Annotated in this window: 15 protein-coding genes, 1 tRNA gene and 1 other annotated feature (1 of these 17 running past the window's edge); of the genes, 1 reads left to right on the top strand and 15 read right to left on the bottom strand. The window is 28.0% G+C overall.

Annotated elements, in window-relative coordinates; genetic code table 11:
• Window positions 1–181 (bottom strand) — a binding site (T-box leader); it reaches 29 nt to the left of the window's first position.
• Window positions 182–305: 124 nt separating this feature from the next.
• Complete coding sequence (locus H8923_RS12080; RefSeq protein ID WP_153971879.1) at window positions 306–2345, bottom strand: ATP-dependent helicase; 2040 nt, start codon at window positions 2343–2345, stop codon at window positions 306–308.
• A 104-nt stretch (window positions 2346–2449) separates the two neighbouring features.
• On the opposite strand from H8923_RS12080, the gene H8923_RS12075 reads away from it, so the two are divergent.
• Window positions 2450–3364 carry a ribonuclease H-like domain-containing protein gene (locus tag H8923_RS12075; RefSeq protein WP_153971880.1) on the top strand — a complete coding sequence of 305 codons (915 nt, stop codon included), beginning with the start codon at window positions 2450–2452 and terminating at the stop codon, window positions 3362–3364.
• A gap of 330 nt (window positions 3365–3694) precedes the next feature.
• On the opposite strand, the gene H8923_RS12070 is transcribed toward H8923_RS12075, so the two are convergent.
• From H8923_RS12070 to acsV, 14 genes are all read right to left on the bottom strand, one after another.
• Complete coding sequence (locus H8923_RS12070; RefSeq protein ID WP_153971881.1) at window positions 3695–5260, bottom strand: ClC family H(+)/Cl(-) exchange transporter; 1566 nt, start codon at window positions 5258–5260, stop codon at window positions 3695–3697.
• A 51-nt stretch (window positions 5261–5311) separates the two neighbouring features.
• Window positions 5312–6130: a MerR family transcriptional regulator gene (locus H8923_RS12065; protein WP_153971882.1), complete on the bottom strand. Its 819-nt coding sequence runs from the start codon at window positions 6128–6130 to the stop codon at window positions 5312–5314.
• Between the two features lie 88 nt (window positions 6131–6218).
• Window positions 6219–7553, bottom strand: coding sequence for an MATE family efflux transporter (locus H8923_RS12060; protein WP_153971883.1), 1335 nt, complete (start codon window positions 7551–7553; stop codon window positions 6219–6221).
• A 107-nt stretch (window positions 7554–7660) separates the two neighbouring features.
• Window positions 7661–7752: transfer RNA gene (locus H8923_RS12055), tRNA-Ser, on the bottom strand.
• Window positions 7753–7831: 79 nt separating this feature from the next.
• Entirely contained in the window at window positions 7832–8620 is a 789-nt protein-coding gene (gene hisJ, locus H8923_RS12050) for a histidinol-phosphatase HisJ (protein WP_153971884.1), read from the bottom strand.
• A 154-nt stretch (window positions 8621–8774) separates the two neighbouring features.
• On the bottom strand, window positions 8775–9623 hold the full coding sequence (locus H8923_RS12045) for an ABC transporter ATP-binding protein (RefSeq protein ID WP_153971885.1): 849 nt from the start codon (window positions 9621–9623) through the stop codon (window positions 8775–8777).
• Complete coding sequence (locus tag H8923_RS12040; protein ID WP_153971886.1) at window positions 9623–10705, bottom strand: FecCD family ABC transporter permease; 1083 nt, start codon at window positions 10703–10705, stop codon at window positions 9623–9625. The genes H8923_RS12045 and H8923_RS12040 overlap by 1 nt, the downstream gene beginning before the upstream one ends.
• On the bottom strand, window positions 10705–11733 hold the full coding sequence (locus tag H8923_RS12035; RefSeq protein WP_153971887.1) for an ABC transporter substrate-binding protein: 1029 nt from the start codon (window positions 11731–11733) through the stop codon (window positions 10705–10707). The genes H8923_RS12040 and H8923_RS12035 overlap by 1 nt, the downstream gene beginning before the upstream one ends.
• A gap of 469 nt (window positions 11734–12202) precedes the next feature.
• Window positions 12203–12514, bottom strand: coding sequence for a zinc transporter (locus H8923_RS12030; RefSeq protein ID WP_153971888.1), 312 nt, complete (start codon window positions 12512–12514; stop codon window positions 12203–12205).
• 15 nt (window positions 12515–12529) lie between these two features.
• Complete coding sequence (locus tag H8923_RS12025; RefSeq protein WP_153971889.1) at window positions 12530–12946, bottom strand: DUF3842 family protein; 417 nt, start codon at window positions 12944–12946, stop codon at window positions 12530–12532.
• A 56-nt stretch (window positions 12947–13002) separates the two neighbouring features.
• A complete protein-coding gene (locus tag H8923_RS12020) occupies window positions 13003–13191 on the bottom strand; it encodes a CooT family nickel-binding protein (RefSeq protein ID WP_153971890.1) in 189 nt (62 codons plus the stop codon).
• A gap of 164 nt (window positions 13192–13355) precedes the next feature.
• Window positions 13356–14297, bottom strand: coding sequence for a radical SAM protein (locus H8923_RS12015; RefSeq protein WP_153971891.1), 942 nt, complete (start codon window positions 14295–14297; stop codon window positions 13356–13358).
• A complete protein-coding gene (locus H8923_RS12010; protein WP_153971892.1) occupies window positions 14294–15172 on the bottom strand; it encodes a radical SAM protein in 879 nt (292 codons plus the stop codon). Before H8923_RS12010 ends, H8923_RS12015 begins: the two co-directional genes overlap by 4 nt.
• The gene (gene acsV / locus H8923_RS12005) at window positions 15165–17093 is read right to left on the bottom strand and encodes a corrinoid activation/regeneration protein AcsV (protein WP_153971893.1); all 1929 of its coding nucleotides are present in this window, start codon (window positions 17091–17093) and stop codon (window positions 15165–15167) included. Before acsV ends, H8923_RS12010 begins: the two co-directional genes overlap by 8 nt.
• Between the last annotated feature and the right edge of the window lie 2 nt (window positions 17094–17095).

The following is a 17095-nucleotide window of genomic DNA, read 5'->3' as shown; positions in this document are numbered from 1 at the left end:
CTCTTTTTGATAAGTATTACTTATCCTCTCTATCCCTTAAGGCGGGCACACCAATTATCATACTTTATTTCTGATAATCTCCTCCAAAGCTCTTTTCACACTAAATCTCAATACTAGGCTCACACCATTTCCTAGCTCGCTGAAAATCCACTTAGGTTACTCTCTTTTTCTCAGGATTTTTTAATTTAAAATTGTTAATACAATTGTAGTGTTATATACAGAAGTAGTCAATTTTATTTTAATATTTTTATGTATTTTTATTTTTTTATAAATTAAAAATACTTTAATCTATTACTTTTTCTACATTATACATGTATTACATTATTTAGTATACATACTCTATAATTTAAAATTCTAGTTCCATCAGCAAATTTAACTCTTATAGAGTCACCATCTTTAGCAACTATAGTTCCTTCTTTAAACCTTTTATGATAAATCGTATCTCCTATAGATATACTATCCATTTCTTCTTTAGTAGGGGCCTTTATATCATCTATAAAGGTAGAAACAGAGACTTTTCTTCCATATTTATTTTGAGGTGAGCTTATGCATAGTTTATCTTCAGCTCTTGTAATTGCTACATACATAAGTCTTCTTTCCTCTTCAATCTGCTCATCTTTTTTACTATCATCATCTAAATCATAAGACTTTTCATGAGGTATAGTTCCTTCGTTAACACCTATTATATATACATTTTTAAACTCTAATCCTTTAGCACTGTGCATGGTTGTAAATATTACCCCATCACCCTGATCTTTATTTTTATTTCCTACTACTTCTGATTTTACTCTATCTATGTGTTCTAAATATTCTTTTATAGTTTTGAAATTTGTTGCCGAGCTTTCTAATTCATTTAAAATTTCAATTAGACCATTTGACTTAATTTTTCTATTTGAACAATAATCTAGTATATACATATCATATTCTAAACTTGTCCTAATATAAGAAATAGCATTTTGAGGATTTAAAGTTTTTAGGTAACTTAAATCTATATCTAAATCATTTATAGTTTTTACTTGTTTAGGATGTAGATTACACTTTGTTATTAAAGAGTTAACGAAATCTTTTTCATCCTTAATACTATTAATACAATCTCTAGATATATATCTAAATGGTTTATTTATAATCCTTACCCAATCTTTACTTAAACTAGAATCAAGCCCTAACCTTAAATATGCTAATATATCTTGAGCTGCCCAATGATCATATATAGTTACTATAGAGTCCTTAACTACAAAAGGAATTCTCATATCCATAAATACATCAACTAATGCTCTTGATTGTATATTAGTTCTATATATAACTGCAAAATCACTGTATTCTACAAAATCTTTTTTTATTTCTTCTAGAATTTCTTTTCCTATAAGTACTGCTTCTTCTTCAGAATCTTTTGGTGCTATATAACTAATACTTCCACCATTACCTTGACTACATTTAATCACTTTTTCGTATCTATTAGAGTTCTTTTCAATTAATCTATTTGCTACATCTATGATTTCACCTTTAGATCTATAATTTATATCCAACATAACTTTTGTAGTACCTGAGAAGTACTCTTCAAATTCTAATAAAAAATCTGGTCTTGCGCCTCTAAATCCATATATACTTTGGTCTTCATCTCCAACTACAAAAATATTATTTAAAGGATTTGAAATTAACTTCAAAACTTCAAACTGTACTTTATTTATATCTTGGAACTCATCTACTAAAATATATCTATATACACTTCTCACAGTTTCTAAAGCTTTAGAATTATTTTTTAGTAAATAATAAGTTCTAAGTAACATGTCATCAAAATCAATTTTTTTAATTTGATTCTTATGCTCCTCATATAAGTTGTATGCTTTTATAAATTCATCTTTACTTACTACCTCTGAATTAAAATCTCCTTTATCCATTAATTCATTTTTCACAAAAGAAATTTCATTGATAAGTTGTCCTACAACTTCATCATCTTCTCCATTCTCAACATTTAAGCTTTTTAAAATTCCCTTTATAGCTAATCTTTTAGATTTTTCATCTAAAATACTATCTAAATTATATTTTTCAAAATGCCTTAGTATTCTAAAGAATACTGAATGAAATGTTCCATATGTAACCTTATGAATTCTAGGATCTTGGCTTAATGAAATTGCCCTATTTTTCATTTCTGTAGAAGATGCTTTTGTAAAGCTTATTGCAAGTATGCTTGTTGGCTTTATATTATGATTTACAACCATATTTGCAATCCTATAAGTTATAACTCTTGTCTTTCCTGACCCAGGTCCTGCTAGAACCATACATGGACCATCTATATGATTTACTGCATCTTTCTGATTTTCATTTAATCTATCTATATTTATCATAGTTACCACCTTGAAGTATTATTTAATTACTTTATAATATTTATATAATATTTTATAATATTACCAAACTATTATAATATAGAATCCCAAAAAGGAGAAATTTTATGGAGATTATTACACATATATCTGATGATTTTATAGATATTCCTGACAACCACTTTGTCTTTGATATAGAAACAACCGGACTTAGTTCTAAATTCTGTAAAGTTATATTGATTGGAATTGTTTATAATGAATGCAATAAAACCATAATAAAGCAATTTTTTGCTTTAAATGAAGATGAAGAAAAAGAACTTCTACTAGCTTTTATTAATGAAATTTCTTCATTTAATAAACATATAACCTTTAATGGTTTTACATTCGATATTCCTTTTTTAAATTCTAGATTTCAAAAACATAATATAGATTTTTCTTTAGATAAAGCTGATGATATTGATATCTTAAGATTAGTAAAGCCATATAAAGAAAAACTCTCTCTATTAGATTGTAAACTTAAAACTATAGAAAAATACATTGGAATTAATAGAAATGACACTATATCAGGAAAAGAAAGTGTAGAGCTTTACAAAGAGTTTGAATCTACTCAAGATAATGATTTAAAAGATAAAATACTTCTTCATAATTATGAAGATATTTATTATTTAGCCAAAATATTTAAAATAAAAGATTTGTTAGCTGATAAACTAAATCCGCTCTCCATTGAATCTGATAATATAAAACTTAAAATATTGCCTATGTCATATAAGTTAAATAAAACTAATTTAATAATGAAATACAATATTTTTTCAGGGACACTTAACCATATAAATATCTATAAAGATAATTACTCTATAACTTATGATGAAATCTCTCTGACTATAAATATCGATATAAAAAAAGGTATAGATTCTAATAAAAATGAAGTGCTATTTTACAATTTATCTACTATAATTCCTTTGAAATTTAATTCTAATTTCTTAGATGATAATATTTTTAATCTATGTAACTTCTTAATGAAAAAAGAGCTAAGCTCCTTATAAGAATAATAGAATAAACAAAAAAAGAAAAATGGGTTGTATCAAGAATTTAAAATATCTTACTACAACCCTTAAAATTTGATTTAATTCTTACTTTTGGGGAAAGTAGAATATTGAATAAATATTAAGCTAAAATTTTATGTCGACTATTGATTATAGAATAAGAAAAAGCCAGGGGACAAAAGTCTCCTGACTTATATATAGATATTTTCAAATATCTTAATTTCTATTTCAATATGTAATTCTTAACTTAATTGTAGTTTTACTTACTCGGTTTGTCAACAAATTTACTAATAAAATATTCTTTATTATATGAATATTTTTAAGCTTATATTAGCTACTCGTTGAAATTATTTCAATACTCTCTAGTATATTGGAATAGATTTTTTCATCTGTCATTATTGTCAAATAATCTCCTCCAATTATTTCTGTATCTCCTCTAGGTATTATCTCCTTATTACCTCTTAAAATTGAAACTACTAAACATTTTTCTGGCCATAATATGTCTTTTATATATTTACCATCAATTTCGCTATCCATATGTACTGCTACTTCTAACAATAATTTTTTACTTTCATTTACTTCATACTTATAAGAATTTTTTTCTAAAAGTCTATCTAATAAACTTTCATAAATCGGACTAGAATTTAAAATATCTGAGGTTAACTGTGAAACTACCACCACTACAGCTAATGATAATAGATGTTCTAAAGAACCTGTCATTTCAGATATTAATATTAGAGAAGTTATTGGTGCTTTAACTATAGATGCAAAATGTCCTCCCATAGCTAGTATGATAAAATTTATAATATAAGCTTCACTTATTCCTAAATAGGTCGTTAATATAATACCTACTAAGTTACCAACTAATGCTCCTAATACAAGCAATGGAAAGAATATACCTCCTGGAATACCTGAGCCAAAACAAATAAAAGTAAATAGAAATTTAATCACTATAAAAGTTAATAGCGTTGTAGATGCAAAATTTTGACCTTTTAAAGCCATTATAAGATCATGTCCCCCGCCTAGTAAAATCGGATATGCTAATCCTACTATACCTGTAATAATAAAAGGAATTATACATTTTATTTCAGTACTAAGTTTTGATTTCTTAAATATTTCTTGAGTTTTTAGTATTCCTGTATTAAAAATAACACCACTTATTCCTATAATTAAACCTAGAATAATAAGAGACCAATAATATTTTAATGGTAGTGCTTGAATTTTTTCAAAATATAAAGAAGGTGTTATTCCAAAGAATTGTTTTGATACAAAATCTGAACTAAGAGACGCTATCATTGCTGATAATAATACTAATGGTGAGAAATTTTTATGAGCTTCTTCTAATGCAAACATCACACCCGATATAGGTGCATTAAAAGCTGCAGATAGCCCTGCACTGGCTCCACTTGTTATTAAATACTTTTCTTCATTATCTAAATTTTTTAACTTTTTTGATATACCTTCACCTACACAGGCTCCCATTTGAACAGAAGGACCTTCTCTACCTACTGATAACCCTGCACATAAACAAATTAGTCCTCCCACAAACTTATAAAATAACACTCTAAACCAACTAATTTTTAATTTTCTAGTTAATATACCTTCTACTTGAGGTATGCCACTACCACTTATCATTGGCTCTTTTTTTACACACTTGCCAACTAAATATCCCGTAGATATAAGCATAATAAAAATTAATGGCATTAAAACAAGGTTAGTACTACCTTTTTCATAGAATTTTACAAATAGAGGTGATATCTTGGCTAAAATTAATCTATGAATTACAATAATTAATCCCACCATTCCACCTACTATTAAGGAGTCCACTACCAAGCGATATTTTAGAGTTTGGACCCTTTTTAACATGTTAAATACTCTATTCTTACTACTTATCATTTTTTCATCCCCTCAAAATAATTTTATACAATATACATCACATTGACAATTTTATTTGAGTAATATTTCAATCTTTGCTAGAGATTTTGCTACTCCATCTTTACTTACCCTTGTCATTTCATGAGTTTCATAGAAATTGCCAATTACATCTATGTTATTTTTTCTAATATACTCCTTAAATTCACTATAATACTTTTTAATATCATAGAAGTTATCATCATAATAAAAAGTTATATACTCTCCCTCTGGCAAAGTTACTACTGTATCATCATCCCCTAATACACCTTCATCTAGTTCTATCATAGTTTTTGTATGAACTACTTCATTATTATCAATTAAATCTTTATAAGATGTTTCAAATGCAATCTTAGAGTTAAAACTATTGTATTCTTTTTCTATATCTATTAGAGATTTTCTCAACTTCATCTCAAACTCTTCTGTATACCTACTTGTATAATTATATTTTCTTAACTTCCTTTTTTCGTAAAACTTTATAAATGGTTTATTAATACCAACTTCCAATGCTTCTTCAATACTATTCTCAAGATTCTCAATGCTATTTTTTATACTATTAAGCTCAATTATCTTCTTATCTATAATTTCTTTTTGATTTTTTATTATATTTAAAACAGAATCTAATGATGTATAATCATTTATAATTTCTTTTATCTCTTCTAAAGACAGCCCTATTGCCTTGCATTGTTTAATTAAATAAATGGTTATAAAACTCTTAGTTGAATAATATCTATATCCTGTTTTTTCATTTATATATTCTGGTTTAAGTATACCAAATCTATCGTAATGTCTAAGTGTTTCTATTGAAATATTATGTAGTTTTGACATTTCTCCAATTGTAAAATATTTCTTCATAGTACAAGACCTCTCCTTTGAATATTATAATATTCTATCAATTTTAAAAGGGGCATGAAACTTTTAGCTTCACTACCCCTATTTTTATTTATGCTGATTTTAATTCTTCTTTTCCATAAGAATTCTTTGTAGATTTTAATGTATTTAACTTTATATTAGTAATTAAGTTTATAGCAGTAAATGTTATAGTCTCTGCAAATAATGTTCCTCCCCATACACCATTTACTCCAAATAACTTCGATAATAATATAAGTCCTACTGGCAAGAATATTATTGATCTAAATAAACAAATTAAATTTGAATACTTAGGCATCTCTATTGCTTGATAATAAGTTATTGTATTTAAGTTTAAACCTACAAAGAAATAACTTAAACTAGCTAACTTTAAACCAGTATATGCTAATTCTAGTATTTCCTTATCTGATGTAAATATTTGAATTAAATTTTTTCCAAATATATAACAAATTGAAACTGCTATACAAGTAAATAATATAGATGATATGCAAGTTATCTTGTAAAAACTTAGCATCTTTTTATCATCTCTTTTTCCATAATTATAGCTTATTAGAGGCTGTGCTCCTAGAGTTAATCCGAATAATACCATATATATATTTGTACCAATATAATTTATTATACTATATGCTGAAACTCCTATTTCACCTATATTTTTAGTTATTATTACATTATGAAGCAAAACAATTACTGAAAAACTAGCTTGAGCAAAGAATGATGGGAATCCTATTTTTAAAAATTCTTTTATACTTTCTATTTGTAGTTTTACTTTCCCAAAACTTAAATAACCAGATTTTTTTATAAAGTGAGGTAATAATATACTCACTGTTACTATCTGACCAAGACCAGTAGCTATTGCTGCTCCTTTTATTCCAAATCCAAGTTTGAATATAAATACATAATCTAATATTATATTAGTTATCGCTCCTGATATTATAGAAACCATCGCTAATTTAGGCTTTTGATCATTTCTTACAAAACTATTCAGAACTATACCTATTAAGTTAGGTATAGAGAACAACGCATAAAATCTAAGATAATCTACAGCTAACCCTTGTAAATTTTCCGTCGCTCCTAATAATTTTACTATTTGACTCGTAAAAATAACACATATAATACTTATAACTATACTTAATATTAAAAGAAATTTACATACCTGTCTAAATATATTTACAGCTTTATCTATTTCCTTAGCTCCAATATTTTTTGATACTAGTGATCCTCCTCCTACTGCCATCATATTAGCCATTCCTACTAATATTACTGTAAAAGGTAAAACTATATTAACTGCAGCTAATGCCGCATCTCCAACGCCTTGACCTACAAATATTCCATCTATAATTGTATATAATGCTGATATAAACATAGAAAATGCCGATGGAATAGCGTATTTTAAAAATTCATTTATCATAACTATCTCCTCTCCTATTTTTTCTATTACACATTATAAAGTCTTGTGTAACACAAGAGTCAATAGATATTTATAAAAAAAAGACTATCGAAATCGATAGTCTTTACTGGCGGAGAAGGAGGGATTCGAACCCTCGCACCGGTTTACCCAGCCTAATCCCTTAGCAGGGGATCCTCTTGAGCCACTTGAGTACTTCTCCTTAATATATTATTATTATATATTATAATTTAAATCAAGTCAATATTAAATTTACAATTTAATTCCAAGTTTTATAATTATTATTTATACTCATCGATATCATAATTAGTCATATTCTCTATGCTATGTGCATCTGATCCAAACACCATTGGAATTTTATACTTTTTTACTAACTCTAATAAGTGTCCACTTATATACGGTTCTTTACAATATTCTTTTAACAATCCTGAAACATTATAGTCCAGTTCATATCCTTTCTCTTTTATAAGCATCAATAATTCTTCTAGAACAATATTATTATCATAGTTATATGGAAAAACCTTATTAAATTTTCTAACTAAATTCAAATGACCTATTCTCTTCGGCTTATATTTTCCTAGATCTGCTCTCACAGCTTTTTTAAGTGTTTTATAGTATTTATAATATACATCACTTACTCCGCCCATTAGGTTTGATATATTTTCAAACTCTTCTTTGCTATAATCTATAACATAGTATTCTTCATTAAAATTTAATATATGAACAGATAGTATAGAATCATCAAAATACATTCCATAATTGTTTAATAGTTCTCTTGTTTCTTCTTCATATCCTTCTAAGTAATCTACCTCTACTCCCAAATTTATTTTTATTTTATCCTTATACTTACATTTAAGGTTACTTACTTCTTTCATATATTTATGTAGTTGATTTATACTCATGGCACTATCACTTTCTGGAGATGGGTCTTTAAAATTTTCTGGTAATGGTAAATGTTCTGTAAATGTTATTTCATCCAAACCTATTTCTATAGCCCTTTTTACATAACCCTCTAAAGCATCCTTACTACCATGTGGACAATAAGGTGAATGTATATGACCGTCTTTCATAAAATATCCCCCCTCTATAAAATTTCTTATCTAAAGTATACTATATGATTACATATCATGTCCTTATACTAAAAAATAATAGAACTTATCAAAATAATATTGAAAATATCCTAATAACTAGGTTGATTTCAATAATTTTGTAAGTTCTATCCTTTTAAGCATGTATATGATGACTATGTACTCCACTGAATCCATCTTCATGAATATGATCTACTCCTATACCATTAACATGCTCGTGAGTATGCATAAATGATATCTGCAATTTTTTATTTACTGGATTAATACCTACATATGCATTTACCCCAAATACACTTTTAAGCATTTCTGATGTTATAACTTCTTCAACAGTTCCAAAGTTTATTATTTTCCCTTCTTTCATAACTATCAAATAATCACAGTACATCGATGCTATATTCATATCATGTATAGCTGATAATGTCGTTATATTAAGACTTTTAACTAAATCCATAAGTTGTATTTGATAACCTATATCTAAATGATTAGTAGGTTCATCTAATATTAAAAAATCTGTATCTTGAACTAAGGCTCTAGCTATTAATGTTCTCTGCTTTTCCCCACCCGATAAGTTTGAAAAGCTTCTATCACTATAACCATCTAATCCTACTTTTTTTAACATATCTCTAACCATCTGCAAATCTTTTTTAGAATAATCTTCAAACATACTCTTATATGGATATCGTCCCATTTTTACTATTTGTTCTACAGTAAAATCAAATTGCGAATTACTTTCCTGTGCTAAAACTGCTATTTCTCTTGCACAATCTTTATCCTTCATCTTCGATAATTCTTTGTTATCTAAAAGTATATTTCCGCTTGATGGCTTATACAGTCTGTATATATTTTTAAGTAATGTAGACTTACCCGAACCATTAGGGCCTATAATCCCTATAAAGGCTCCCTTTGGGATATCAAAAGAAATATCATTTAATATTTCTTTTTTATCTATGCTAAATTTTAAATTTTTAACTTGTACTTTAAGCATTAATCATTTCCTCCAAAAGAATAATTTTTTGCAGAAATAAGATATAAAAAGAATGGTCCACCAACCAATGATGTTATTATTCCTATAGGTATTTCTATTGGAGGGAATAACCCTCTTGCTGCAACATCAGATAAAATTAAAAATATTGCTCCTACTAAACTCGATAGAATAATAAGCTTTTTATGATCACTTCCAGCTATTGTTCTACATATATGAGGTACTACAAGTCCAATGAATCCTATAGCTCCAGTTATTGCAACTAAAGTTGATGTAAGTAATGTTGCTAATAATATTATTATTGATTTTACTAGTTTTACATTTATGCCTAATATAACGGCACTATCATCTCCTAAAAGTAATACATCCAATGATTTAGACATTGCAAAAGATACTGCTATAACTATTACTAATGCTATAAATGGAAATAATAGCACATCCCATTTTGCACCACCTAAGCTCCCTATTGTCCAAAATAATGCATTCTTTGCTTGATTTGAATTTTTAGCTGAATATATTAATAAATTTGTAAGTGCTCCAAATATTGTTGATATTGCCATACCAGAAAGAACTAACCTTGTTGTTGAACTTGTTCTTCCCATTTGAGTTCCTATAGCAAAAACTAAAACACCTGATAATATAGATCCCAAAAATGCTCCACCTGTTATACTAGTTATCCCAAGTGTTGAAATCCCTCCTAAAACTATAACTGCAACTGCTCCACATGATGCTCCCGATGAAATTCCTAATATGTATGGTTCTGCTATTGGATTTTTTGTCACACACTGCATAAGCACACCACAAAGGGCAAGACCAGCTCCACAAAGAGCTCCTAATATAACCCTTGGTAATCTTATTTCCCATATTATATTTTCAAACATTGTATTCCAAGTCACATCAAATATTGCTCCATTTGACAATTTATTAAGTAGTACCTTATATACTACTCCAGGTTCTATATAAGTACTACCAACTGCTATTGCAGCTATAATAGTTAAAACTAGAAGGATGCTAAGTCCTATAGACCAAAATAAGAAACCTCTCTTTTTAGAGAGATTTGTTTTATTTTCTAAACTTATATCCATTATTTATTTTCTCCATAGAAGTAACCATACATTTTTTCTATTACTTTAGAGTTTCTAACCCCTGGAGATAAGTCAGCTAATCCTACAACATATATTCTATCATTCTTTATGGCATCTACATCTTTAAGAGCTGGATGACTCTTTAGAAAGTCTATTTTATCTTGTACTGGAGAACCTGCAAGGTAATCAGTCACTACTATTACTTCTGGATTTTCAGCTACAACGCTTTCCCATGTAGCATTTATATACGGTTGCTCTTCTTCACTGAATATATTATCTCCGCCTGTTAACTCTATTAAGTTGTTTGCTAGACCTGATCCAACAGCCATAGCTTTATCTTCTCCTGAATCATATACCATTACCTTTACTCTATTTTCATCTTTAACATCTCCAACTTTATCAGTTATAGATTTTATATCATTCTTCATATTTTCAATAACATCTTTAGCTTTATCTTCTACACCAAATATTTTACCTAATAATTCAAAATCTTCATATACTGTTTCTACTGTTGCATCTGGAGAATAAGATTTAGCTAAGAATGGAGTTATACCTTTTTCTATAAGTTCATCTGCAGATCCTGTAGTTTGTTCATTTATAGACATATCCCATCCACTTACAAAATCAGCATCTGTAGCAATAAAAGCTTCCTTAGATATATTATGTCCTTCTCCTATTTCAAGTTCTGGTATTTTCTTATATGCTTCTTCAAATTCAGGAAGTATAGGATTATCTAAAAGAGCTGTTCCAACCATTTTATCCCCTAAATCTAATGCTAGCAACATCTCTGTCATAAATTGAGATAATGTTACTGCTTTTTGTCTCGGAGATTCAACTTTTACATCATAATCTTTTCCTCCATCTGAATAAACAAACTCTACAGCTTCAAAGTTACTTGCTTCTATTGATGACTCAGGTGTTCCATTCCCACTTTCTTTAGAATTATTTGAACAACCTACTGCAATTAAGGACATACTTACTATACTTAGAACTACTAAAGCTCTTCTTAAACTTTTACTTCTCACCATTTTTACATTCTCCCTCTCTATATATTTATATATTTTTAAATAAAAAACCACGAAGTTAATAAAGGGTGCAAGATACACTCTTTTATATAAACCTTCATGGCTTCATTAATTATATAATTAAAATTTTTATTATTCATGAATATATTCATGAACTTTAAAACAAATTTCCCCCACATCCACAATATCCATTGATATTCGGATTGTAATTTAATACCACTCTATTTTCCGAACATGTTAATTTCCCCCGTTAACATTAAAAATATCTCAGTATTCCCTTTCCTCTTCATGATACAAATTATTACATTATTTGTAAATATACTTTTTATATTTTCAGAAAATTAAGTTTATACATATTAACATATATTATTCAATATTTTTTTATTTTATTCTATATTTTTTTATTTTTCGACATATATAAACACAAAAATAAGAGGATTTTACACCTCTTATAAAAAGCAATAATTATCATTTACATACTTTTTTTCGCTTCTATTAACATTTCATTAGCTTTTTGTAAATATTCTATAGCTTTTTCAATACTATCAGCTGTTTCATTTTTACCAATAGCTCTAGCTTTTTCTACCCACTCCCTAAATCCTTCTTCATGAGATTCATTGTGGTTTACCCAATGAACTAATAAAATATTTAAAGTTTTTTCATCTTTATTTTCCTCTTCATGGCTATGACTATGAGTATGTGGGTGATGATGGTCATGTCCTCCTAAATCACCATGATCATGGTCATCTGCATGATGAAATCTTACTCTATCTTTAGTAAACATATTATTTCCCCCTAATTATTTTATATTAAACTCTCTTTTTATAACTTTTATTGTATCCTTTATTAACAAGGCAAGTGGCTTATTTTCTAATCCAACTAACTCTATATTTTCAGGCATAATAGGTAGCAATATCTTTAGAGCTTCGCTATCTGCTACAGCTTCACTAATTTTAAATGTAACTTCTCCCATCATAGAATTAGGAATTGTTACTGATATCGGCGCTACTATTATATTAGCACGTTTAGATGAAACTACTATTGCATTTTCTCCTGTTGCCCCTTTATTTGCATGAGCTTTCATCATTGCACTAGTTGCTATTGAGTTAGTACCTAAAGCATATATATCTATATATGTTGGCAAATCTTCTCTTAGTGAAGATACTATTTGGGCTCCAATTCCGCCACCCATTCCGTCTATAACTGCTATTATCATAATGAAATTTTCCCCTATTTAATAATGTTCTATTTGTTTTCTGGTTATAACTTATTTTACTCTTCTGTTAAAATTATCTTATGATCCATAAGTCTTATTTCTTTTATTACCCCATCAACAATCTTTTGATCTCCAAGCAGATCTGTTAGATATACTTTCCCTTCATGAGGATCTACACTAACTACATTCTCCATTACTTTATATAATTCATTATTTTTCAATACAAATGCTGATGATTCACACATATTAAACCCCTCCATATAATATCTTTTAATAAAAAAAGGTTTCTTTGGGCATTACAATACACCAAAGAAACCTTCATGATTTCATTTTCAAAATACTATTCTTTATTTAAGTATAGCACTGAAAATATTGTAAAGTCAATTTAAATTGGATTATTTTGGTATATTCACTTTAAATTAATTTCTATTTTTGCTAAATTAATTTCTTCAATATTTAATGGTTTCGAGTAATTATAAATTGTACTCCCAGGCCTTTCATTATAATAGGGTCTATTACAATCTTTACATCCTCTTATTTCAAATGGATATCCAGATTCTATATCTTTTATTATATCATAGTCTAATTTAATGTTATTTAAATATCCATCTTTAAAAGTAAAATATTCATCAAAATATCCTTTATCTATCATATATGTCATAAGTTGAACTCTTCTATAACTCTCTATACTTGGCTGACTCATACTTTCCATTCTTGTTCCTTTTATAGGAGTGAAAGCAAATAAGCTTACTGTTACATTTTTTGCTCTCAAATATTTATATAAATCATATATATCCTTATGACTTTCTCCTAGACCAACTATTATATGTGTACTTATCTTTTTAGGATATTTTTTAACCATATCAACTATAAATTTAATCTTATCTTCATAATTATTACCTTTAATTTGTTCATACAACTTTTTATTCGCAGCATCAATAGCTATCCCTATCTTATCTACTCCTAAAGAAAAAAATTTATCCACATCTTCACTATTTTCAACTTTAGCAGACAAAGACATAGGTATATTTATTTCATCTTTTATATAGTCTATAAATTCTTCTACTTCATCGTGTGCATCTTTATTATCCATAGACTGTATACATATTCTTTTTATGTTGCTACCTTTATAAGTTTTTAAAGCATTTAGTATTTCCTCTTTTGTGTATTTAGGCCATACGATTCTTGATAACCTATCTCTTCTCGTGCTGCTTTCTATAGACTGTGAACAAAAGTCACAATTATTATTACATTTATCTCCAATCATCACATATGCAGTAGTAGGAGGTATATCACACTTTTTATTTAGTATACCTAATTCAATAGCTGTACCCATAGATAGCCTAATCATAATACACAACACTCCTTGCTTTCTTTTACTTTTAAGTTCATTTCAATAGCCTTATTTTTCGCTGATCTAGATGGTAAAACTATTTTGTTTACTCCACAGTCTAAAGCAATTTGATCGAGTTCTTGTCTATATTTACCTCTTGGTCTCATACATCCTAGGTTTATAATTGTTTTAGGTAACTTTATTCTTGCTTCACAAAGTAAATCCGCTACCCTTTCTAAATTTGGAGGTTTTACATTTTCATACTCAGTATTTTTAGTAGGTATAAGTACTATAAAAGTAAGTATTTCAGGAGAGTCTTTAGCTAAGTAATTTATAATTTCATACTCTCCTTTTATTTTTCCACCTTTTAAACCTATACATATGTGTGGAGCAACTTTTGTACTATTCTTTATAGTTTCATAAGCCTTTATATAGTCTTCTCTGCTTTTATTGATTTTGTATACTTCTTCTATTGTGCTTTTATCAAAAACTAAATCAAATGAAACTATATCTATGTATTTACATACTGATTCTATATCCTTAGCTTCCATGAGTCCAAGGTGTGCATTTAATTTAAATCCCTTTTCTTTTAGTGTCTTTAATGTATTTATATGTTTATTTATAGGTACATCTCCTTCAAAACTGCATCCTCCACTTAATAGAAAGCTATTTATATTTCTACTTTTAATCTTATCTTCATACTCTTCTATCGATACCATATTATTTAAATAGTGACCATTACAATGAGCACATTTTAAACTACATTTATTTTCAGTAGTACTTATAGCTAAGGTCTCATTTGGATAAGAAAATATTATTTCTCTTCCAAAGTTCTCAATCTTTTTATTATAAGCATACTTAATTTTTTCCTCTAACTTTGATTCTTTACACATTTAATAAGTCCTTTACTGTAGGAAAATTCTCTATATTGGTATGTGGTAAAAAGCATGCAGATACAAATTCATCCATATAACCTGGATAAACACTCAACTCAACATAAGTCATCTGGCTTGCTATTTCTTCTAATTTATTCTTAGCATCTCTACTTATTAATGCTAAATAAGAACCTACTAATGAACTATTCCCTATGTATTGGAACTTTTCTCTTTCTACATCAGGAAGTAACCCTATAGTTATTGCATTTTCAATATTTAAGCTATTCCCAATACCTCCTGCTATATATACTTTATCTATTACAGAAAAATCCATACCTAAACTTTCTAAAAGAACAGAAGCCCCCGAATATATTGCTCCCTTTGCTCTTATAAAATTATCTATATCTACTTCATTAACTGTTATATCATTTTCTAACCCATATTCATCTTTAAAAGCTAAGACATATTCTCCAATTCCATGCTCATCAAACCTTATTCTTGGTGTATTTAACTCTTTTTGTATCTTACCTCTTCTATCAATAACACCAGTTAAAATCATTTGGCATATTAAATCTATTATCCCAGATCCACATATCCCTATAGGATCACATTCTCCTATAATACCTAGTTTAGGTTCAAAAGTTACTGGATTTATCTTAATGTTTTCAATAGCTCCACAAGAAGCCCTCATTCCACATCTAATTCCACCGCCCTCAAATGCTGGACCTGCAGAGCAAGCACAACTCATCATAAAATCTTGATTACCAAATACAATTTCTCCATTTGTACCTAAATCTATAAACAATACATTCTCTTCACTAGCCCATATTCCTGCAGATAATACACCTGCCGTAATATCTCCACCTACATAACTTGCTACATTAGGTGCTAGATAAACATATGCACTAGGATTAACATCTAATTCTACATTTTCACCCATTATTTTAGGAGATTTTAAAAATGGAGGTATATAAGGTTCTCTTCTTAGATAATCCGGATAAACTCCTAAAAATAAACTTGCCATAGTTGTGTTACCAGATGCCACAACACTAATAACATCATCTCTATTAATATTATTTTTTTCATATATAGAATGTAATAGTGGATTTATAGTATCATGAATTATAGCCTTATGTAATTCATCAAGTCCATTTTTCTTAGTTGCAAATACAATTCTATTTATTACATCTGCTCCATATTTTATCTGTGCATTTCCTGAAGATGCCTTATCTATAAGAACTTGTTCAACTAAATCTACTAAGCAAACTACTACTGAAGTCGTTCCTATATCTATAGCTATACCATATAGTGATTCACCAGTATCTCCTGGCTCTATATCTATTATTGTTAACTTATTTTTCTTTTTTACGTAAGTTAATGTTACCTTAAAATTACTTTCCCTAAGTAATATAGGTATTTTTCTAAGTATATCTAACCTAAAATCTATTTCATTATAACCTAAGTGATGTCTAACATATCTTTGTATTCTATCTACATCACTTATATTATCATCTAATGTTGGTTCACTTAGTTCAATATACTTTTTTCTTATATTTGTAGAAAATTTTAAATTATGATTTTCTGCTATTTTTTTAGCTCTATTAAAAATGGCTTCATCCTTTTCTTTTCCTCCACCTTCTATCTTCATTCCATACATAGATGAAGATAGTTTAGATGGAACATCTACTTCTATATCAGAAACTACTTTTGAATTACAAGCTAAGACATATCCTTGTTTTATTTCATCATCACTTATGTGTCTTGTTTTTTCAGTATCAACTTTGCCATTCAAAAGTTTAACCTTACATTTTCCACATGATACATTTCCATTACAAGGTGCATCTATAAATATATCCGCCATTCTTGCAACATCCAGTAATAATTCCCCTTTATTACAATAAACTTCTTTATCGTGTGACCTAAAAAGTACTTTTATCATAC

It is taken from the genome of Romboutsia faecis (genome assembly GCF_014323405.1).
GTDB classification, from domain to species: domain Bacteria; phylum Bacillota; class Clostridia; order Peptostreptococcales; family Peptostreptococcaceae; genus Romboutsia_E; species Romboutsia_E faecis.
The sequence above is the reverse complement of the archived record's forward strand: the minus strand, read 5'-3'. Positions and strand labels throughout refer to the sequence as shown.